The organism is Streptomyces sp. CB02009, from assembly GCF_001905825.1.
GTDB lineage: Bacteria > Actinomycetota > Actinomycetes > Streptomycetales > Streptomycetaceae > Streptomyces.
Genome location: NZ_LIVV01000001.1, coordinates 496397 through 517219 on the forward strand (window position 1 = coordinate 496397; position 20823 = coordinate 517219).

Consider the following 20823-nt stretch of genomic DNA (forward strand, 5'->3'; position numbering starts at 1 on the left):
TCACCTGGCGTCCGTCTCCTTGTCGGGCTTGTCGACCGGCTTGCAGGTGACCTCGTCGCGCGGGGTGTAGTGGGTCTTGAACGTCTCCCGCTTGACCTCGGCGCCGTCGTTCTTGAAGACCCGGTCGACCGAGATGTCGAAACCCTCCAGCGGCGGCTGCGGCACACAGGCCTTGCCGGTGCCCTCGGCCTTCTTCGGCTGCGTGAGGTTGGTGCGCTCGCCGGCGACCGCCTCCACGGAGTCGTACTTCTTCGTCCCGAGGAAGCTCACGGTGACGGACGAGTCCGTCGCGCCGGCCTTGATGTAGATCGGCTTGCCGGAGTCGTTGCGGAACTTCAGGTCGAGCTGGCCCCAGGCGACGGTCGCCTCCCGGCCCGCCGGGTAGCGCTCGATGTAGAAGGAGTGGGCGCCGTACTCGACGGGCTTCACCCCGGCGAAGAACATCGCGTTGAACATCGTGGTGGCCATCGCCGACACTCCGCCGCCCGGCGCGGAGCGGTACTGGCCGTCCAGGATCATCGTGCCGTCGACGAAGCCGTTGTCCGGGGTGCGCTCGCCGACCGTCTTGTTGAAGCTCCACACCTCGCCCGGCTGCACGATCGAGCCGTTGATGAGCTCGGCGGCCCGGCCGATGTTCGTCGTCCGGTACGGGGCGCTCGGGAAGTTCACCGTGAACGTCGACATCTGCTCGGTGATCCCGAGCCGCGCCAGGGAGCCGGACGTGAGCTCGGGCTGTGTGACGGTGGTGGCCACGGCGGCGGTCCGCGCCGCGTCCCCCGACCGCGTCAGCAGCGGGCGCACGGCGTCGCCGAGGGCCTTCGCCGTCACCTCGTGCCCCGGCCGGCCCTCCGACTCCACGACGACCTTGCCGTCCCGCACGCCGAGGGCCGCCTCGACCGGCGCGCCGGTCAGGGAGGAGATCGGGTCGGCCACGTCCGGGTCGCGCAGCAGGGCCTCGGCGTCGAGGTCGGCGGTCAGCCGGCCGTTCTCGCTCTTCACGGTGAGGTGGTCGCCGAGCGTCGCGGCGGAGATCCGCAGCCGGTCCGCGCCCGCCGTGAGCGTCACCGGGCCCGAGACGGCGGGCTTCGCGTACGTGTCGAGGAAGCGGTTCAACTCGGCCGCGGGCAGCTTCGGCTCGGTCACGGCGACGGGGAGCGTGACGGGCGAGGCGCCGGTGGCGGCCGGGTAGGCCGCGCGCAGGGTCTCGACGGCCTTGCCCGCGTCCAGCTTCTGGCCGGTGACGGGGCGGGTCGCGACGGCCTTGCCCTCGCGGAAGGCCACGGCCCCCTCGCGCACCGCGCGGTCGTTCTTCTTCGCCAGCTCCGCCACGGCGGCCTTCGTCTTGCCGGCGTCGTACGCGAGGACCGGCTCGATCTCGCGGTCGCCGGACGAGAAGAGCCGGCCGATGACGGTGAACGGGTCGCGGGAGGGATCGGCCGCCAGCTCGGCGGTCTTCGCCAGGTCCACGGTGAGTCCGGCGGACGCCGGAGACACGGTCGCGTCGCTGCCGCCGACCCGCACGGGTATCGGGGCGCTCCACGCGGCCGGTGCCTCGGCCGCCAGCCTGGCCTCGGCCTCGGCCCTGCTCATGCCGCCGATGTCGACGCCGCCGACGCGGGTGCCGGCGGATATGTCGTCGCCGGTGGCGACGAGCCCCGCCACGTACAGGCCGCCCGCGGCGACGGCGACCACGCCTGTCGCGATCGCCGCTGTCCGGAGACGCGGACGGCGCCCCTCGCGGGGCGTCGGGGCATGGTCGGTCGTGGAGCGGGGCACGCGCTCTCCCGTGGCGTCGAGGATCAGGGGAACACTCGACGGTACGCCGAAAGAGTGTCTTATGCACATAAGGGGTGTTTGACCTGCGGCGATACGGAGGGGAGCGGAGGCGGCACGGAGAGTCGCCCGGTCTGCCGGTCTGCCGGTCTGCCGGTCGCGCGGTCGCCCGGTCCTCATCCGGTCCGCTGGCCCCTCCGGTCCGCTGGTCCCTCCGGTCGCTGGCCCTCCGGTCTCCGGGTGCCTGCCGGCCACGCCCCCGTGCATGCCACCTGCCGGCCGCGCCCCTCCCGTGCCGCCCGTCGGCCGCGCCCTCGCGCCGCGCGCCTAAGCTGGACCGATGCCTGCCCCGTCCCCGAGCACCGGGCCCCAGTCCGTCGACCGGGCCCTCGCCGTCCTCGACGCCGTCGCCGACGCCGACCGGCCCGTCGGGGCGAAGGCGCTGGCCAGGCACCTCGGCTGCGCCCTCTCGACCGTCTACCACCTCACCGGGCCCCTCCTCGCGCGCGGCTACCTCGTCCGCACCGCCGAGGGGTACGCCCCCGGGCCCCGCGTCCCGGCCCTGCACCGCTCCCACCAGCGGCACCACGGGCTCGGCGCCGGCACCGGCGAGCTCCTGGGCAGGCTGCGGCGGGCCACCGGCGCGGAGGCGTACCACACCGCCTACCGCGACGGACTGATCACCGTCGTCGACACCACCGCCCCGGTCACCGACGCCGCCCACCCCTTCGCGCCCGGCCCCGAGCAGCGCGCCCACGCGACCGCCCACGGCAAGGCCCTGCTCGCCGCGCTGCCGCGGCCGCTGCGCCGCCGCTACCTCGCGGAGCACGGGATGGCCCGCCTCACCGAGCGGACGATCACCAGCGCCGAGCGCTTCGAGGCCGAGGTCGACCGTGTGCGCGGGCAGGGCGTCGCCGTGTCCGTGGGCGAGGCGGACCCCGCGTACACCTGTCTCGCCGTCGCCCTGCCCGAACGCGGCGACGGCATCGTGCACGCCCTGTCCGTCTCGCTGCCCACCGCCGACTTCGGGCGGCGGCAGGGAGAAATCCGGGCGGCGCTCACCCGCGCCGTACCCGAGTTTCCGGCCCTGCCGGAATCCTGACCTGACCGACTGGCCGCCCGGGCCCGGGCGGCGCAGGCTGAACGCATGATCTTCATCGCCGTACGTTTCACCGCCCGTCCCGACCACGCCGACCGCTGGCTCGACCTGGTCGCCGACTTCACCCGCGCCACCCGCGAGGAGCCCGGCAACCTCTTCTTCGACTGGTCCCGCAGCGTCGACGACCCGAACGTCTTCGTCCTCCTGGAGGCCTTCGCGGACGCCGAGGCGGGCGCGGCCCACGTCGCCTCCCCGCACTTCACGGCCGGTCTCGAGGCCATGGCCGGAGCCATCGCCACCACCCCCGAGATCATCAACGTCGAGGTCCCGCAGCAGGGCTGGGGCGCCATGGCGGAGCTCGCGCCGACCGGCGCCTGAGCGTTTCCCGGGACCTTCCCCGGCACCCCCGGAACCGCCCCGCCCCGCCTGATAGGTTCGCGTGCACACGCAGGCGGGGCGGGCGGCCCGAGGGGAGAAGCGGCACATGGCGGTGAGCGGGCGGCAGACCGGCAGGCCCACCCTCGAGGAGGTCGCGGCCAGGGCCGGAGTCGGCCGCGGCACCGTCTCCCGGGTCATCAACGGCTCCCCCCGGGTGAGCGAACAGGCCAAGGCCGCCGTCGAACAGGCCGTCGCCGAGCTCGGCTACGTACCCAACCGGGCCGCCCGCGCCCTGGCGGGCAGCCGGACCGACGCCGTCGCGCTCGTCATCCCCGAGACCGAGGCCCGGCTCTTCGCGGAGCCGTACTTCCTCGACATCATCCGCGGCGTCAGCAGCGAACTCGCCGACGCCGACAAGCAGTTGCTGCTCACCCTGATCCGCAGCGAGCAGGAGCGGCAGCGCTTCGAGCAGTACCTCGGCGCCCAGCGCGTCGACGGTGTCCTCCTCGTCTCCGTGCACGCCGCCGACCCCCTGCCCGACCAGGTCCGCGCCCTCGGGCTGCCCGCCGTCCTCAACGGCCGCCGCACCGAGGACGAACGCGTCGCCTTCGTCGACTCCGACAACACCGGCGCCGGGCGGACCGCCGTCGCCCATCTCGCCGGACGCGGCCGACGTGCCGTCGCCACCATCACCGGACCGCTCGACATGTACGTGGCCCGCTGCCGGCTCGACGGCTACCGGCAGGGCCTGGCGGAGGCCGGACTCGCCGCCGACGACGGGCTCGTCGCCACCGGCGACTTCACCGAGGAGGGCGGGCGGCGCGCCATGCGCCAACTCCTCGACCGCAGACCGGACCTGGACGCCGTCTTCGCCGCGTCCGACGTCATGGCGGCGGGCGCGCGCGGCGTCCTGCGCGAGGCGGGCCGCCGGGTCCCCGAGGACGTGGCGCTCGTCGGCGTCGACGACTCGGCCATCGCCCGGCACATGGACCCGCCGCTGACCAGCGTCCGGCAGCCCATCGAGGAGATGGGCCGCACGATGGCCCGGCTGCTGCTCCAGGAGATCGCCGCGCCCAGCGAGCCGGACGACCAGCCCCGGCGGATGCTCCCGACGGAACTCGTGGTCCGCGCCTCCTCCTGACCGGGAGCCCCGCGAGCCTGCGACCGGCTCCGAGATGCAAGGGCCACGGGGGCCCCGGAGAATGGACACCGTACGGGGTCCTATCCGCGAACAGGGCGCTCCCGACGGCGTCCGTCCGACCCGGCAAGGGGGCGGTCGACGATGTCGCTGCGCCAGCCGAACCGGCCGTCCCCCGCGACCGGGTCACTGCGCCGATGGACCCTGGTCTACCTCGTGATCGTGGCCGTGCTGACGGCCGCCTACCTGGAGTTCCCCGAGCGGCACACCGTGCTGTGGGCCCTCATCGGCCTCGGCGGCGTCGTCGCTATCCTCGTCGGCGTCCACCTCCACAAGCCGTCCCGGCGCTGGCCCTGGCTCGTCCTGGCCGCCGCCAACCTCGCCTTCGTCGGCGGCGACACGGCGTACAACGCCCTGGAGGCCTTCTTCGGCCAGACCAGGCCGTTCCCCTCCGTCGCCGACGCCCTGTACCTGGTCACCTATCCGCTGTTCGCCATCGGCCTGTTCGGCTTCATCCGCTACCGGGCCGTCGGCCGCGACCTCGGCGTCGTCCTCGACGCGCTGATCCTCACCTCGGGCCTCGCCCTGCTCTCCTGGGTCAACCTCATCACCCCGCTGGCCAGGAGCGACGAGATGAGCTGGACCGAGAAGGCCATCTCCATCGCCTATCCCCTCGGCGACGTGCTGATGCTCGCCATGCTCGCCCGGCTGCTGGTGCCCGGCGGCCTCAGATCCCGGTCCGTGCAGCTCCTCACCCTCGGCACCTGCGGCATCCTCGCCTCCGACGTCATCTACGGCACGCTCCAGCTGCGCGGCACCTGGCAGGTCGGCACCCCCTGGGACCTCGGCTGGGTCGTCTTCTTCACCGCCTGGGGGCTCGCCGCCCTCCACCCCTCCATGACCGGGCTCACCGAGCGCGCGCCGGAACCCGCCCCGCACGTCGCCGAGCGACGGCTCGCCCTGCTCGCCGGTGCCTCGCTCGTCGCCCCCGCCCTGCTGCTCTTCCAGTCGCTGCGGCACGACCGCGACCAGGACATCGCCGTCATCGCGATCTTCTCGGCGCTGATGTTCCTGCTGGTCCTCGCCCGTCTCTGGGGCATGATGAACGACCACGGCAAGGCCGAGGCGCGCGAACGCAGCCTCCGGATCGCCGCCGCGTCGCTCGTCGCCTCGCTGAGCCCCCGCGAGGTCGCCGGAGCCGTGGAGACCGCGTCCGCCGCCCTCTTCGGCCCCGGCACCGGACACCAGGTCCTCCTGCTCACCAGGGACCGGCGGGGCGGCCTGAGCGGCGTCGCCACCACCGGCCACCCGTGGAGCTGCCGCACGGACGACCTGACCCGGCCCCCGGCCTCGGCACCCCGGACGCCGGGCGCGCCGGACCCGACACGGTCCGACTCCGGTCCGCCCGCGAGCGAGCCGACCGGGAACGGGCAGCCCGCCGCCTCCCCGACCGGCGCGGCCGCTCCCGCCACCGATCCGGCCCGTGCCGCCGACGGCCGGCCCCCTCAGTCCCCGGAGAACGCCTGGCCCGACACCGTCTCCGACGGCATCCGCCTCATCCCCGTGTCCCGGCTCGACCCCGCCATCGCCGCGGAGCTCGCCCCCGAGCCCTTCGCCCTGCTCTGCCCCCTGGAACTCCAGGCCCCGGCGGGCCCCGAACCCCTGCTCGGCGTCCTGCTCATCGCGGGCCCGGAGAAGAAGCTCGCCGAGATCTCCGGCCCGGCCCAGTCCCTCGCCTCCCAGGCGGCCCTGGCCCTCGAACGCTTCGCGCTCAGCGAGGAGGTCAACCGCCGTACCAGCGAGGCCTACTTCCGCACCCTCGTGCACAACACCTCGGACGTCATCCTCATCGTGGACGACGACGACACCGTCCGGTACGCGAGCCCCTCCGCCGAGTCCATGTTCGGCCGCTCCCTGCCCCCCGGCACCCCCCTCACCGAGCTCGTGGCGCCCGCCGACACGGCCTCCGCCCTGCGCGTCCTGGCGGACGCGCGCACCCGCGCCGCCGTCGACGTCCGCGACGACTGGAAGCTCCTCCACGGCGGCCAGGCCGACCTGGAGGTGGAGGTCCGCTGCAGCAACCTCCGCGACGAACACACCGTGCACGGCCTGGTGCTCACCCTCCGCGACGTGACCGAGCAGCGGAAGCTGGAGCGCGAGCTGACCCACCGGGCCTTCCACGACTCCCTCACCGGGCTCCCCAACCGCGTCCTGCTCCTCGAACGCGTCGAGCGCGCCCTGCTCAGGGGACGCCGTGAGTCCACCCTGACCTGCATGCTCTTCGTCGACCTCGACGACTTCAAGGTCGTCAACGACACCATGGGGCACTCCGTCGGCGACGAACTCCTGGTGGCCGTCGCCCGCCGCCTCACCTCCGTCCTGCGGCTCAGCGACACCGCGGCCCGGCTCGGCGGCGACGAGTTCGCCGTCCTCATCGAGGGCGCGCGCGAACCCCGCGACGCCGAGACCCTCGCGGCGGAGATCGTGCACACCCTGAGCCAGCCGTTCCACCTCACCGACGGAGCCGTCTCCGTGTCGACCAGCGTCGGCATCGCGACCGTCCTCGACAGCGCCCACGCCGAGGAACTCCTCGGCCACGCCGACCTCGCCCTGTACGCGGCCAAAGCGGCCGGAAAGAAGCGCTGGCGGCTCTTCCACCCCGAGTTCCACTCCCGGCTCGTCGCCCGGCACGAACTCCAGGCGGGCATGGACACGGCCATCGCCGACAAGGCGTTCGCGCTGCGCTACCAGCCGATCGTCGAGGTGCGCGACGGTGCGCCGGCCGGCTTCGAAGCGCTCATCCGCTGGCCGCACGCCCGCCGCGGCATGGTCCCGCCGGACCAGTTCATCGCCCTGGCCGAGGAGAGCGGCCACATCATGCCGCTCGGCGCCTGGGTCCTCGAACACGCGGCGCTCGACATCGCCCGCTGGCAGCGCGCCCGCCCCCGAACGTCCCCGCTGTACGCCAGCGTCAACGTCTCCGCCCGCCAGTTCCGCGACCCGGGATTCCTCGAAGGGGTGCGCCGCACCCTGCACTCCTCCGGTCTCGCGCCCGGCTCCCTCATTCTGGAGCTGACCGAGACCGTCCTGATGCGCAGGGACGCGCAGATCAGGACCACCATGGCCGCCCTGAAGGACCTCGGGGTCTCCATCGCCATCGACGACTTCGGCACCGGGTTCTCCTCGCTGAGCTACCTCAGGGAGTTCCCCATCGACGTCCTGAAGGTCGACAAGTCGTTCATCGACAGCATCACGACCGATCCGCAGCAGGTGGCGCTCGTGGAGGGCATCGTCCGCATCGCCGACGTCCTCGGCCTCCAGGTCGTCGCCGAGGGCATCGAGAACGAGGAACAGCGGGCGCTCCTCGCCGACATGGGCTGCCGCTACGGCCAGGGCTATCTCTTCGCCCGCCCCATGACCGCCCACCAGGCCGAGTCCTATCTGCACCGCGCCCCGCCGTCCGGCGAGCGCCCGCCCGCCCGGCCCGCCGTCCGCCCCGCCGCCCGCGCCGGACACCCCCCGCGCGCGTCCCGCTGGCGCGACCTCGAACACCTCCACCGCACCAGCCGCATGTGCGACGCCGTCATCGACGAGATCGACGGCCGCCGCATCCGGGTCGGCGACGACTGGCTCATCGACTTCGCGTCCTGCAACTACCTCGGCCTCGACCTCGACCCGACGGTCATCGACGCGATCGAGCCGGAGGTCAGGCGCTGGGGCACCCACCCCAGCTGGTCCCGGCTCATCGGCAGCCCCCGGCTCTACCCCCGGATCGAGGAGCGGCTCACCGAACTCCTCGGCGCCTCCGACACCCTGCTGCTGCCCACCATCACCCTCATCCACCAGTCGGTGATCCCGCTCCTCGCCGGCACCGGGCAGGTCTTCGTCGAGGCACAGGCCCACCGCACCGTGTACGACGGCTGCGTCGCCGCCCGCGGCCAGGGCGCCGAGATCCACCGCTTCCACGCCGAACGGCCCGACGAGCTGGAGGCGCTGCTGCGCGGCGCGCCCGCCGACGCCAACCGCCTCATCTGCATGGACGGCGTCAACAGCATGACCGGCAACTTCCCCGACCTCCCCACCCTGGCCCGCGTCTCCCGCGAGAACGGCGCCCTGCTGTACATCGACGACGCCCACGGCTTCGGAGTCATCGGGGAGCGGCTGCCCGGCGAGACCAGCCCCTACGGCTCGCGCGGCAACAGCATCGTCCGCCACCTCGGCGAGACCTACGACGACCTGGTCCTGGTCGGCGGCTTCTCCAAGGCGTACTCCTCGCTGCTCGCCTTCCTCGCCGTACCCAAGTGGCTCAAGGACCACCTCAAGGTGGCGGCGGCCCCTTACCTCTACTCCGGCCCCTCGCCGACGGCCTCGCTCGCCACCGCCCTGGCCGGACTCGACGTCAACGACGCGCGCGGCGACGAGATCCGGGCCGGACTCCACCGCATGACGGCCCGCGTGCTCGACCACGTCCGCGCACTCGGCATCGCCACTCCCAACACCGACGGACTGCCGATCATCGAGATCCCGCTCGCCGACGCCGACGACCTCGACCAGGTCGCGGGCTTCCTCTGGGAGCACGGCATCTACGTGACCCTCGCCTCCTACCCGCTCGTCCCGCGCGACCGGGTCGGCTTCCGCGTCCAGATCACCGCCGCCAACACCGACGAGGAGATCGACGAACTCTGCACGGCGCTGACCGGGCTCGCCGCACGCTTCTCCCTGCAGGCCGCCGACGCCGCACGGCCCTCCGCCGTCACGGCCGGCCGGACACCGGAGCCCCCGTGATGGGCCCGGCCCGGGTGCGCCGCAACCAGGACGCCGACTGGGACGCCTGGCCCGTCGCCGACTACCTCGCCGAGAACTACCGCCGGCTCCACCCCTGCGACACCGAGGTCATCCACCACCACGCCGCCGTCTACCGGGACTGCGCCCCCGGCAGCCTGGCCCGCACCCTGGAACTCGGCGCCGGGCCCAACCTCTACCCGCTGATGCTCGCGGGCGCCGCGAGCCGGCGGATCGACGCCCTCGAACCCAGCGCCGCCAACCTCCGCTATCTGCGCCACCAGCTCGACAAGGGACCGGACGCCAGCTGGCAGCCCTTCTACACGCTGTGCCGCTCCCTCGACCCCGCCCTGCCCGAGAGCGGCGCGGAGGCGCTGCGCCCGGTACGGGTCGTGCCCGGCGGCATCGGCGACCTGGTGCCCGGCACGTACGACCTCGCCTCGATGAACTTCGTCGCCGAGAGCGTCACCGAGGACGCCGCCGAGTTCACCCTGTTCTGCGACGCGTTCGTGCGCGCCGTCCGCCCCGGCGGACGGCTCCTCGCCGCGTTCATGGAACGCATGCCGAGCTACCGCATCGGCACGGGACCGGTCTGGCCCGCCTTTCCGGTCGACGAAGCCGCCCTGCGGTCCGTCTTCGGGCCCCGCACCACCGGTCTGCGGATCGCCCGGGTCGCCAAGGACCCCACCCTGCCCGAGTACGGGGACACCGGCATCCTGCTCCTCACCGCCGGGCGACCGGACGGGCCGCCGACCGGGCCCCCGGCCGCGGCCGGCGGCCCCGCGTCTCAGGGGTGACGGCGGATCGTCTCCGCGTACTCCCGCAGGGACGAGCCGGGCGTCCCGTCGTACAGCTGGGCGTCGAAGGCCCACATCATGCCCTCGAGACCGCAGGACGCCATCTGCCGGTACGCCGTCTCCGTCACCCCGGGCCGGTACGGGGAGACCTGCGGCCCGGCGCTCTCCCCGGTCAGCCGGGTGAAGCCCGCGCTCCTGGCCACCGCCACCACCCAGCGCGCCGAGGACCAGTCGCGCACCAGCGCGTCGTCCGGGGCGTCGACGTCCGTCCTCGCGTCGGCGGGCGCGCAGCCGTTGTCCACGGGGTCGCCCGTGCCGTCCACCAGGGCGGTGGTCACGATCCGCACGGTGTCCCGGTGTTCGACGAGGGGGAGCGTCAGGAAGAACCCGGCGCCGCGCGACACGAGCCGGATCGACGGCGAGCCGACGAGCCCGGCGTCCACCGCCGCCCGCAGGTCCGATGGGTAGAAGCCGGCGCCCGGAACCAGGACCTTGAGCTCTCCCCGGTATCCGAGCGAGGTGTACAGGTCGAGCTGCCAGTTCACGGCCCCGGCCAGCTTCCCGACGTACCAGTCGTACCAGTGGGCCACCTGCTCCGGAGTGAACGGCTTCCCGTGGTACGTGCGCTCCCCGGGGCGCCACCCCGGGTACGGGCTGCTCCGCTGGGCGTGGCTGTCGTAGGCCCAGAACGCGGCGGGACCGCCGTCCTCCGAGACCGGGCCGGGGTACGCGAACTCGCCGCTCGCGTTGACGCCGACGCGGAGGGCCCAGAAGCCGTCGAGACCGATCAGCCGGTCCACCGCGCGCACGTAGGCGGCGACGTGCTCCCGTACGGCCGCGCTGAACACGATGTTGGGGGTGTCGGCGGACCGCTCGCCGAACTGGTCCACGTAGACGGACTCCGGGAAGGCTTCCCCCAGCCAGCGCGGCGCGTCGTTCAGGCCCAGTCCCGCCTCGACCCGCAGCCCCGCCGCGCGGAAGGCGTCCAGCCGGTCGCGCACCTCGCGCGCGTAGTCCGCGTCGTACACGCCGGGCTCCGGCTCGAACCTGCTCCAGTCGATCTCCAGATGCGCCACCCGGATGCCGTGCTCGTACTCGGTGACCGCCCGGTCCGGATCGGTCTGGAGCGTGCCGTACAGATACGGCTCCGGATCGGGCCGCTCGCTCAGGGGACCGCCGAACGCCCCCACGAGCGGCAGCAGCACGGCGAGCGCCACCAGGGTCGCCGGCGCCCTCCGGGACCTCTTCCACCGCGGTGCCGTCATGACAGCAGCTCCCGGTACAGGGCCCCGTACCGGGCCGCGAACCGCTCGGGACCGAAGTGGTCCTCCACGAGCGCCCGGCCCCGGTCGGCGAGCACGTCCCACGAACGCGGCTGGTCGAGCAGCCAGGCCAGCTGCTGCCCGGTGCGGCGCGCGTCGCCCGCCGGCGCCCGCAGCACCGCGTGCCCGAAGTCGGCGAACTGGGGGAGGTCGCTGAGGATCGCCGGCCGCCCCGAGGCGAGCGCCTGCAGCACGGTCAGCGGGATGTCGGCCTTCCCGCCGAGGACGGTCGGCGCGAACAGCAGCACATGGACGCCGGACAGCAGCGCGTGCATGTCGTCGACGTACCCGCGCACCTCGAAGTCGGTCAGCCCCGCCGCTCCGGCGCGCTCCCGCAGGGCCTCGTCGAGCATCACGCCGTCCTGCCCCGGCCGCCCGCGCATCGCGAGCACGAGATGGAACCGCGCCCCCGTCCGCACGGCCTCCGCCGCCGCGTCGATCGCCGTCTCCGCACCGCCGTGCGGATCGTGGTGCCCCGCGAACAGCACCACGGGGAACCCCTTCGGACGCGGCAGGTACGGCCACTCGTCCAGGCCGATCATGGGCGGGATCACCCGTACGTCACCGAAGTCCGCGGCCCGCAGCCGCCGTGCCCTGGACTCCGACAGGGCGATCGTCGTCCCCATCGGCCGGACGTGGTGCAGGAACCGGGCGTCCATCACCCCCGGCACGGTGTGCACGACCGGCCGCCGCCCGATCAGCAGCGGGCGCAGCCGGGAGAAGGCCGGGAAGGTCCGGCCGATGGTGAGGAAGGCGTGCACCAGGTCGACCCGGCGGGACAGGAACGCGCCGAGGACGGCGGACTGCGCCCGCACGGGAACGTGCGGCACACCGTCGCTGGAGAGGACGCGCACGGGCCGGCCGCGCCCCGGCGGGGGCTGCCGGTGACTCGGCCACTGGGAGAACCAGACGAAGTCGACGTCGGGCAGGGCTCCGAGGACGTCGGTGGCGAGCCGCACGTCGCATCCCTCCGCCCCGTCCAGCGGGCTGCTGGTCAGGAGGAGGACACGCGGACGGCGCTCACCGTGAGGCATCGCCCGCTCCCGTCTCGGGGGCGCCGCCGCCCGGTTCCACCGGAGTCGCCTGCGGGGCCGGCAGCAGCGGGCCGTTCACCGTCGATCCCGGTACCGCGAGCGCGGTCACGCTGGGTCCCGGCAGGGGCGACGGCAGGCGGTACAGGGCGAGCGTGCCGTACATGGGACCGTCGAACGCGAACACCGGCCGCAGCCCCGCCGTGAGCCGCTCCGTCTCGGCGAGTGAGGACTGCCCGTACCCCTGCTCGACGACCCGCCACGGCACGATCAGGTACCGGGCGTCGTTGGCCGCCTGCTCCTCGGGGGTCGTCCAGTGCCCGAGCCGGTAGGTGTCGTTCAGCGCCCAGCTCGTGACACCGCGCGCCCGCTGCCCGTCCACCGTGACGATCCCGCTGCCCGCCGGCACATGGGTGAGCAGATAGGAGCGCAGCCGGTCGAAGCCGTCGTCGGGTGTCCCTCGTTCGCGGGCGTACACCGCGGCGGGGGCGGCGATCACGGCGACGAGGGCGGCCCAGGCCGCCAGGCGCAGTCCGGGCCGGTTCCGGGACGGCACCCGCACGGTGACCGCGAGCGCCACCAGGTTGGGCACGAAGAGCAGGTACAGCGCCTGCTCCTCAAGGGTGCCCAGGGCCAGCGCGTACCCGAGCGTGACGATCGCCGAGGCCTGGAAGAGCGTGAGCAGCCGGTACACCGGCTCCTTGCGGCGCAGCAGCAGGAAGAGCGCCACGGGAGTGAGGACGAGCAGCAGGTACGTGCTCGCGTACGCCGAGATCTCGGCGAGGAGCCGGTCCGCGAGCGAGGGCGTGCCCGTCGCGTTGAACCCGGTCTCCTGCACGACGCCGAGCAGCCGGCGGACGCCGGCGGTCTTGGCCTCCCAGAACTCGCCGAAGTGCCCGAACCCGGCCAGGAGGGCCACGTAGACGACGTACGAGAGGACGGTCACCCCGGTGGTGAGGGCGACGAGTCTGCGGGGCGGACCCCAGCCGAGCAGCAGCGCGGCCAGCAGCGGCAGCACGGTGATCAGCACCGCGTGGTCCTTCGTGAGGATCGCCAGGCCGAAGAACACTCCGGCGAGCACCGCCCGGGCCCGTGCGCGGGGCTGAGGTCCGGCGCGGGTGAGCCCCACCAGGACCAGATAGCCCGCGAGGATCCACACCATCGTCGAGGTCTCCAGGAGCACCCGGTTGTTCTGCCGGATGCAGTACTGGTCCACGGCGAACACCAGACCGGCGACCGCGCCGGCGCCGCGTGACCGCACCCGGGCGACGAGGAAGACGATGAGGGCCGCGGTGATCCCGGCCAGGAGCGCGTTGAGCACCCGCGAGGAGTGCACCCCCGCGATGATGTCGGAGTGCTCCCCGACGAGCTTGGTCCAGCCGGCCTCGACGTAGAAGTAGCCGGGCGGGTGGAGGAAGAACAGGCCCTCGTCGGTCCGGGGGAAGCCGCCCGCCGCGGCGCTCTCCCCGAGCTGCCGGTAGATCGGCTCGTCGATGAACAGGTCGCCCGCCCGGTTGATCTCCACCAGCCGGAGGACCACGGTGAGGAGCGCCGCGGCGGCCGCGTACACGGGGGTCGGGACCGAGCCGAGCCGGACGCGCCGACGCGCGGGCGAGGGCGGGGCGGCCGTGGCCGGTTCGGTCCCGGCGGACGGGGGAGCGGTGCGCGGGATCGTCACGACACACCCCTCGGGGCGCGGAGCCCGTGGAAGCCGTACAGCGCTTCGGGGCGGGTCGGCCGGGGGCGGAAGGCCGCGTCCGCCGTCTCGGGCAGGAGGTAGACCTCGGGCGTCATGGGGACGCGGCCCTCGGGGAACATGGCGTCGGCCTGGGTCCCGTATCCCCGGATCAGCTCGGCCTTCCGGTCGAGTCCGCGCTCCCAGTCGCGGGCGACCAGACCGTGCCGGGCGGTGAACCGGGTGTCGGGGTCGGCGCGCTGGTTGTACGGGAAGTCGCTGTAGTACACGACCGGGTGTCCGCACCGCTCGGCCGCGGTGCGGACGAGGATGTGGTCGGCGTGCCCGCCCACGCCCAGCGGGGCGAGGACGAGGCCGCCGTCGGTGCCGGGCAGCAGGGCGTCGATCGCCTCGCCCACGGCGCGGAGCGTCTCCTCGTCGTACGGGGAGACGCGGCCACGGGACAGGTGCAGCCGGTACGTCGGGTACACATGGGCCAGTTCGGGCAGCAGCCCGGCCAGGAGCGCGGTACCCGGGCGCGGCCGCGGCAGCCGCCGGAACAGCCCGTCGACCAGCCCGACATGGCGCCACCCGACGTCGAGCAGCTCCAGGACCCGCAGGTCCTCGGCCCGTCGTGCGGCGTAGAGGTCGTCGGCGTTCTCGGCGCCGGTCTGCCTCAGGTACTGGCGGGCGGACAGGGTGTGCGGCGGCGCCGCTGCCTCCGTGAAGAGGGAGGCGACCGTCACCGGCGCCCGGCGCCCGGCCCATCCGAGCAGCCCGCCGCAGGACAGCACGGCGTCGTCCAGATGCGGCGAGAGCACCAGGATCGGCACGTCCGAGCCGACGACGGTCCGGACGAACCCGGTCAGCGGGTCGACTGCCATGACGCACCCCTCTTCCTCCTCGGCCGCCGTGCGGGCGCGGGAGTGTCCAGAAGCCGGTGGGCCAGGGCCAGATAGCGGCCCGTCATCTCGTCCCACGTGTAGTGCTGGGCGGCGATACCGGAGCGCCGCCCCAGCCGGCGGCGCAGTGCCGCGTCGGTGGCCAGCTCGTTCATCCGCCGGCCGAAAGCCGCCACGTCGAACGGCGGCACGGTCACATCGCCGCCGTCGCGCATCCAGCGCAGCGCGGGCAGGTCGAAGTGCAGGACGGGCTTGCCGTACGCCATGCCTTCGAGGGCGACCAGACCGAAGGTCTCGTGGCGGGACGGAACGACCAGGAAGGCGCAGTCGCGCAGGAGTTGGCGCTTGCGGTCGCCCTCGGCGAACCCGACCCAGTGGATCCGGGGCTTCGATCCGCCGGCGTGGGCGGCCACGAGGGCGGCGAGCCGGCGCTCCTCGGCCGGGGTGCCGCTGCCCGCGATGAGCAGCTCCAGGGGCGGCCGGGCGCTCTCGTACGCGTCGAGGAGGAGGTCGAGGCCCTTGACCCAGGTGTCCACGCGTCCCAGGAACAGGATGAACTGACCGCCGCCCAGCCGGCTCTCGTCGAGGAGCCGCTGTTCGACCCCGTTGGCGATGACCTGGACGTCGGCCCGGGGGCTGTGCCGCCGGATCTCCGATCCGTCGGCCGCGTTCATCACGACGATGTGCCGGTAGCAGCGCAGTCCGAGCCGTTCGACCAGGAAGAAGGGGATGTGGTAGCGCCGCCACAGGGCCTCGGCGCTGCGGCCCTGGTCGACGCCGATGACCGGGGCGCCCGTCGTCAGGGGCAGGAAGCTCGTCGAGAACGGGGGAGTGAAGCTCTCCAGCCACAGGTCGTGGCGGATGCGGCGGGCGACGAACGGCAGCAGCGTCAGGAACAGCAGCTGCCCGGCGCGCGGGCCGGCCCGGCAGACCGGCAGCCGGACGTAGCGGATGCCGTCGCGCTCCTCGCTGCCGCCGTCGCGGCCGGCGGTCACGACGGTGACGCGGAAGTCCTCGGCGAGCCGGCGGGCCACCTTGCCGACGACGAGGGCGCCGCCGCCCCGGTAGGCGGGGTTCTCCGCGTCGTCGTAGATGGACACCACCACGTGCCGCCGCCGCAGGGTCGTGTGCCGGAGCCGTTGCCGCTCGCGGACGGCGTCCAGGACCCGGTCGAGCGCCTCGCCCGCGACCCGGGGCCGCGATCGTTCGCCGTCGATCCGCGCGAGCCGCGGCAGCCGCTGGGACCAGTTCCGGTAGCGGGCCCACCAGAGGGCCGGGGGACCGGCGCCCTCCTCCCACCCGCGGTCCCGCAGGGTGTCTGGTCCGGTCTCCACGAGCAGGGTCAGTCCGTAGCGGTCGGCGATCCGGCGGAACACGGCCGCCGCCGCCGAGTGGGCCGACGGGTCGAATTTCACCAGGCCGTCGAGCGGCCCGCGGTCCGTGAGGACCACGGACTCCCCGCCCCGCGCGCGCCTGCGGGCCCGCCCTTCGGCGACCGCGATCCGGGCGGCCAGTTCGGCCGCGTCCAGGAGCGCGTGGGCACGGTGCAGCCGCGATCCCCGGCGCTTGGGATCCGTGGCGCGCCGTGCCCACTCGCCCCCGCCCGGTCCCGTCCCGGCGGCCTCGGGGGGAACCGGGAACCCTCGGCACAGGAAGCAGCCGTAGGTGTGCAGGGCGACGACGGTGAGCTCGCGCTCGTCGAGGAGCGCAGCGAGCCGGCGGACCAGGGAGGACTTGCCTGCACCGTCCGGTCCGGACACGGCGACCAGGAGGGGGCGGTGTGAACGGGTCATGGCACTCGCCTCCGCAGTTTCTTGGTCATCACGAGCGGCACCCGCAGCGACGCCTCGCGGGTCGCGGCCCGCAGCCGGCCCTCGCCGAGGAGGTGGCCCGAGTGCTCGGCCCCCACCCGGAGCGAGGTCGTCACCGGGAGCGGCAGCGGCAGCGGGACACGTTCGCCCCGGTCGAGCCGTGCCATCGCGTCCACGGCCGTGTCGAGCGCCTGCCGGCTGCCGGCGGACCAGCCCTCGCGGGCGGCCTCGTGGCGGGCCTCCGCCACGATGTCGGGGTGGAGGAGCGCCCGCAGGGCGAGGAGTTCGGAGAGGTCCAGGGTCAGGTTCTGGAAGAGGGCGTGCGCCAGCCAGATCCGCAGCCGGTCGGAGGGGCAGGGCGTCAGCCAGGCGTAGCCGTCGCCGTCGTCGATGGCGGTGGGGCCGTCCGCGGTGTGGTGCGGGTGTCCGTCAGGGGAGCCGTTCGGCCGTCCGTCGGCCTGCCCGTGCGCGTGCCCGTCGGCTTGCCCGTGTGCGTACCCCTCGGCGTGCCCGGGGGCGTCCCCGTTCGCGGGACCGGGACGTGCGACGTGCTCGGCGCGGGCGAAGAGCCGGTCGGTCGGCACCACCGGGACCCCGAACCACGAGACCGAGCCGTGCAGATGGGCCGCCGGGCCCTTCGGGGGTTCCAGGAGCACCTTCGTCGAGCGCTCCAGCCAGTACGTCGTGCGGTGCGCGTACCAGCCGTCGAGCGCGGCCTGCGCGGCTCGCAGCCGCCCCGGGGGCACCACCAGGTCGAAGTTGCCGTACACGTAGTCCCCCGCCAGATCGGCCTTGATCAGGACGGTCGGTATGCCCGCCGCCCGCAGCCGGTCCGTGGACTCGACGAGGTTCCGCCGGAACAGCCCGGTCGCGCTCTCCACCTCGGTGAGCGCGGCCGCGAGCTGACGGGGGTACGCGCGGGCCAGCCGGCCCTCGACCTGGTTGCGCCGGGCCGCGGCCAGCGCGCCGAGGAGCTCCTCGTCTGCGGCGGGCCGGACCCGACCCCGCCACACGGCGTCGACGAGAAGGTGCACGGCGCGCTCGTCGTGGACCGCGGCCCGGGTCCCTCCAGCCTCGGCGGGCGGCGGCTCCCGCCGCCCGGGTACGGGCTCCGCGATCGGAGCCGCACCGGTCCCGCCGTTCAGGGGCGATTTCCGGGGCCCCGCCAGGGGCCCGTGACCCGGTCCCGCACCGGGTCCTTCGCCGGGCCCGTCCGCAGGCCCGCCTCCGGGGCCTTCGCCGGGTCCGGTCTCGAGTACGGGGGTCCGCCGCCGTCCGAAGAACTGCCACAGGGCGACCGTGGTGACCACCAGCGCGGCGGCGAACCACACGTAGGTGTAGGGACGGAGCAGCGCGAGGCCCGCGGCCAGCGCGAGCAGGGGCAGCACCACTCGGCCGAACGGCCTGTCGGCGACCCCGAACCCGTGCCGGCGGGAGTGCCGCACGGCCAGCAGGACCAGCGCGGCGACCGTTCCGCACAGCCCGCCGATCGCCATGCCGAGCACACCGCCGGTCGCCCAGCCGGACGCCAGGGCGGCCACGTACAGGCCGAGTCCCACGAGCAGCGTGCGCAGGCACCCGTAGTCGTCGACGGCCTGGGCGAAGGTCACGAGGAGGGCGAGCGCGCCGAGCGCGAGGCCCGCCGTCGCCGTGCAGGCCATCAGCGTGGAGACCATCGAGTAGCCCGAGGGGAAGACCTTGGTGAGGAGCGCGTTCGGCACCGTCGCGGCGACCACCGTCAGGGGCAGCGCCACGGTCAGGTACATCCGGAGCGCGCTCGCGGTCAGCGGGTCGCCCGCCCGGCGCCGCGAGAGCGCGGGCAGGAAGGCCATCGAGACGGCCCCGGCGAGGAACAGCGGGACCCGGCCCAGCATGACCGCCGCCTGGTAACTGGCCGCAGCCGCACGGTCGGTCGGCAGCATCGCGACGAGGACGATGTCCACGGAGGCGAGCAGTGCCACCACGCCCTGGAGCGAGGCGACGCCGGAGGCCCGCCGCCACAGGTCCCGGTCGGCGCTCACCGCGCGCCACGGCCGGCGCGGCGCGTTGCGGAACCGGTTCGGCCAGAAGAACAGGTACGGCAGGACGGCGACGGCGAAGGCGGCGAGGGCTCCGGTCTCGCCGAGCCCCAGCGCCGACACGAAGAAGAGTCCGACACCGAACTTGAGGAGGGCCTCGACGGCGGTGAGGACCGCGAGGGTCCGCAGCCGCTCGGTGCCCTGGAGCCAGCCCACGCTCACCCGCGTGACGTAGATGGCCAGGGTCGAGCCCGCGATGGCGAGCGTCGTCAGGGTGCCCGCGAACTCCATCGACACACAGCCCACCGCGAGCGCGGCGACCGAGCCGCCCAGCACGGCCGTGATCATGGCGAAGCGGACCGCCTCACCGCGTTCGGCGTCCGACCCCGCGCGGGCCAGGGCCTGGGCCAGCATCCAGGGCACGGTCACCACGGCGACCGCGGCCGTGCACACGACCAGCCCCTGACCGGCGGCGAACGTGGCGTACCCGGAGACGTCGAGGAGCCGGGTGAGGATCAGGGTGTACGCGTAGTTCACCGCGCCGACCACGACCACCGCGGTCGCGATCCAGCGCGCGCCGTGGACGGCGGTGACCTCGTCCTGGTGGACGGGCGACCGCTCGGCGACGCGCGCGGCGGAGGTCATGACGGCCGCCCGGGGGCCGGACCGCCGGCGGACCCCTCACCGGGTTCGGCCGCGCCGAGCAGGACGTCATGGCCGTTCGCCAGGGCGATGTCGGCCTCGGCGACGTCGAGGCGGCGCAGCGCGCTCAACGCCCGCATCTCGTCGCAGCCGTGGAGCAGCAACCGGAAGGCGTCGCCCTTCCGCTGCCAGGCGTCGGTCTGTCGCAGGGCGCGGCGCACCGCGCGTTCGGTGGACTCGGGGTCGGGGGACGTGAAGCGCGTGATGACGGACAGGTCGCTGGTCGAGCGGCGCGAACGCCGGTGCCGGTGGATGCGCTGGAGGTCCTCCACCACGACCTGGGCGAGCCGTTCGGCGCTGGCGTCCCAGGAGAAGGCGGCGGCCCAGGCGCGGCAGCGGTCGGCGGCCCGGTCCCGCGCCTCGGCCGTGGACAGTGCGTCGAGGGCCGAGGCGATGCCGGCCGCCAGGTCGGCGTCGCGGTCGAGGAGCCATCCGTTGACGCCCGGGCGGATCGCGTCCCGCAGCCCCGGCACGTCGAAGGCGAGCGCGGGGGTGCCGACGGTGTTCGCCTCGATGACGGCGAGGCCCCAGCCCTCGGCGACCGACGGAACGACCGTCAGCCACGCCCGGTGGAACAGCTCCTGCTTGCGCTCGTCGGAGACGTGCCCGTGGAACTCGACGGCGGAGCCGATGCCGAGACCGGCGGCGAGCTTGCGCAGCGACTCGCCCTCGGGCCCGTCCCCGCACAGGTCGACGCGCAGCTCCGGCAGACGGCGCAGCAGCGCCGGCATGGCCCGCAGGATCAGGTCGACCCGCTTCTGCGGCACGAGCCGGCTGACGACGGTGAGCGCCGGGGTCGCCGAGCGCTGCCCGACGGGACCCGCGGGCAGCGGGCGGGGGCGCCCGTTGGGCACGATGTGGATCGGGTTGCCGAAGCCGAGCTCCCGCCGGGTGCCCTCGCGGGTGGAGGGCGAGACGACGACCACGGGCCGGCCCCGGTAGACGCGCCGGCTGACCTGCTTCTCCAGGACGCGGCCGACGGCGTTCATCGGCCACCGGAACCGGGTGTCGAACTGGTGCTGGTGGACGTGGTGGATGACGCAGAGGTCCGCGGTCCACCGGGGCGTGAACAGGGGCGAGAAGAACGGGATCCCGTTCTGGAAGTCGACCACGGCGTCGTACGCGTGACGGTTCCGCAGCAGGTGCGCCGCGGCGGCCGCGTACACGCCGAACGTGCCGCCGGCGCGCACGATGCGGATCCCGTCGCGGTACTCACGGGCACGCGAGCCGGGGTACCGCGACGAGACGAGGGTGACATGGGCACCCGCCGCCGCGAACCGCCGGGCGATCTCCCAGCAGTACGCCTCGGCGCCACCCGCGTCGGGGTGCGTGGGGTCGCGCCAGTTGAGGAAGGCGAGGTCGGTGCGGGCGAGCCGGTCGAGTGCGGTCATGATC

General features: G+C 74.2%; 13 protein-coding genes. 5 read left to right on the forward strand and 8 right to left on the reverse strand.

Annotated features, from left to right (window positions below):
- The gene (locus AMK27_RS02230; protein WP_079188147.1) at positions 1-1776 is read right to left on the reverse strand and encodes a VanW family protein; all 1776 of its coding nucleotides are present in this window, start codon (positions 1774-1776) and stop codon (positions 1-3) included.
- 337 nt (positions 1777-2113) lie between these two features.
- Between AMK27_RS02230 and AMK27_RS02235 the strand changes: the two genes are divergently transcribed.
- From AMK27_RS02235 to AMK27_RS02255, 5 genes are all read left to right on the forward strand, one after another.
- Positions 2114-2875 (forward strand): IclR family transcriptional regulator, encoded by a 762-nt coding sequence (locus AMK27_RS02235; RefSeq protein WP_073902315.1) that lies wholly within the window; start codon positions 2114-2116, stop codon positions 2873-2875.
- A gap of 45 nt (positions 2876-2920) precedes the next feature.
- The gene (locus tag AMK27_RS02240; protein WP_073902316.1) at positions 2921-3250 is read left to right on the forward strand and encodes a putative quinol monooxygenase; all 330 of its coding nucleotides are present in this window, start codon (positions 2921-2923) and stop codon (positions 3248-3250) included.
- 106 nt (positions 3251-3356) lie between these two features.
- A complete protein-coding gene (locus tag AMK27_RS02245; RefSeq protein ID WP_073902317.1) occupies positions 3357-4391 on the forward strand; it encodes a LacI family DNA-binding transcriptional regulator in 1035 nt (344 codons plus the stop codon).
- Between the two features lie 141 nt (positions 4392-4532).
- A complete protein-coding gene (locus tag AMK27_RS02250; protein WP_241847276.1) occupies positions 4533-9173 on the forward strand; it encodes an aminotransferase class I/II-fold pyridoxal phosphate-dependent enzyme in 4641 nt (1546 codons plus the stop codon).
- Positions 9173-9967, forward strand: a complete 795-nt coding sequence (locus AMK27_RS02255; protein ID WP_073902318.1) for a class I SAM-dependent methyltransferase — start codon at positions 9173-9175, stop codon at positions 9965-9967. Before AMK27_RS02250 ends, AMK27_RS02255 begins: the two co-directional genes overlap by 1 nt.
- Here AMK27_RS02255 and AMK27_RS02260 read toward each other — a convergent pair.
- Genes AMK27_RS02260 through AMK27_RS02290 form a run of 7 tightly spaced genes read right to left on the reverse strand, consistent with a single transcriptional unit; the run spans position 9958 to position 20819 of the window.
- The gene (locus tag AMK27_RS02260; protein WP_107425460.1) at positions 9958-11232 is read right to left on the reverse strand and encodes a beta-galactosidase; all 1275 of its coding nucleotides are present in this window, start codon (positions 11230-11232) and stop codon (positions 9958-9960) included. The genes AMK27_RS02255 and AMK27_RS02260 overlap by 10 nt on opposite strands.
- Positions 11229-12323, reverse strand: coding sequence for a glycosyltransferase family 4 protein (locus AMK27_RS02265; protein WP_073902320.1), 1095 nt, complete (start codon positions 12321-12323; stop codon positions 11229-11231). Before AMK27_RS02265 ends, AMK27_RS02260 begins: the two co-directional genes overlap by 4 nt.
- On the reverse strand, positions 12310-13998 hold the full coding sequence (locus AMK27_RS02270; RefSeq protein WP_073902321.1) for an ArnT family glycosyltransferase: 1689 nt from the start codon (positions 13996-13998) through the stop codon (positions 12310-12312). Before AMK27_RS02270 ends, AMK27_RS02265 begins: the two co-directional genes overlap by 14 nt.
- Complete coding sequence (locus AMK27_RS02275) at positions 13995-14879, reverse strand: PIG-L deacetylase family protein (RefSeq protein ID WP_073902322.1); 885 nt, start codon at positions 14877-14879, stop codon at positions 13995-13997. The genes AMK27_RS02270 and AMK27_RS02275 overlap by 4 nt, the downstream gene beginning before the upstream one ends.
- On the reverse strand, positions 14861-16690 hold the full coding sequence (locus AMK27_RS02280; protein WP_073902323.1) for a glycosyltransferase family 4 protein: 1830 nt from the start codon (positions 16688-16690) through the stop codon (positions 14861-14863). The genes AMK27_RS02275 and AMK27_RS02280 overlap by 19 nt, the downstream gene beginning before the upstream one ends.
- Complete coding sequence (locus AMK27_RS02285; RefSeq protein ID WP_073902324.1) at positions 16687-19371, reverse strand: lipopolysaccharide biosynthesis protein; 2685 nt, start codon at positions 19369-19371, stop codon at positions 16687-16689. The genes AMK27_RS02280 and AMK27_RS02285 overlap by 4 nt, the downstream gene beginning before the upstream one ends.
- Complete coding sequence (locus tag AMK27_RS02290; RefSeq protein WP_073903844.1) at positions 19368-20819, reverse strand: glycosyltransferase family 4 protein; 1452 nt, start codon at positions 20817-20819, stop codon at positions 19368-19370. The genes AMK27_RS02285 and AMK27_RS02290 overlap by 4 nt, the downstream gene beginning before the upstream one ends.
- Positions 20820-20823 lie beyond the last annotated feature (4 nt).

Bases quoted from the DNA above. Each gene is read 5' to 3' on its own strand.
- AMK27_RS02255 (WP_073902318.1), top strand. From the start codon at position 9,173: ATGGGCCCGGCCCGGGTGCGCCGCAACCAGGACGCCGACTGGGACGCC.
- AMK27_RS02235 (WP_073902315.1), top strand. From the start codon at position 2,114: ATGCCTGCCCCGTCCCCGAGCACCGGGCCCCAGTCCGTCGACCGGGCC.
- AMK27_RS02290 (WP_073903844.1), bottom strand. From the start codon at position 20,819: ATGACCGCACTCGACCGGCTCGCCCGCACCGACCTCGCCTTCCTCAAC.
- AMK27_RS02240 (WP_073902316.1), top strand. From the start codon at position 2,921: ATGATCTTCATCGCCGTACGTTTCACCGCCCGTCCCGACCACGCCGAC.
- AMK27_RS02275 (WP_073902322.1), bottom strand. From the start codon at position 14,879: ATGGCAGTCGACCCGCTGACCGGGTTCGTCCGGACCGTCGTCGGCTCG.
- AMK27_RS02285 (WP_073902324.1), bottom strand. From the start codon at position 19,371: ATGACCTCCGCCGCGCGCGTCGCCGAGCGGTCGCCCGTCCACCAGGAC.
- AMK27_RS02260 (WP_107425460.1), bottom strand. From the start codon at position 11,232: ATGACGGCACCGCGGTGGAAGAGGTCCCGGAGGGCGCCGGCGACCCTG.
- AMK27_RS02280 (WP_073902323.1), bottom strand. From the start codon at position 16,690: ATGACCCGTTCACACCGCCCCCTCCTGGTCGCCGTGTCCGGACCGGAC.
- AMK27_RS02250 (WP_241847276.1), top strand. From the start codon at position 4,533: ATGTCGCTGCGCCAGCCGAACCGGCCGTCCCCCGCGACCGGGTCACTG.
- AMK27_RS02265 (WP_073902320.1), bottom strand. From the start codon at position 12,323: ATGCCTCACGGTGAGCGCCGTCCGCGTGTCCTCCTCCTGACCAGCAGC.
- AMK27_RS02245 (WP_073902317.1), top strand. From the start codon at position 3,357: ATGGCGGTGAGCGGGCGGCAGACCGGCAGGCCCACCCTCGAGGAGGTC.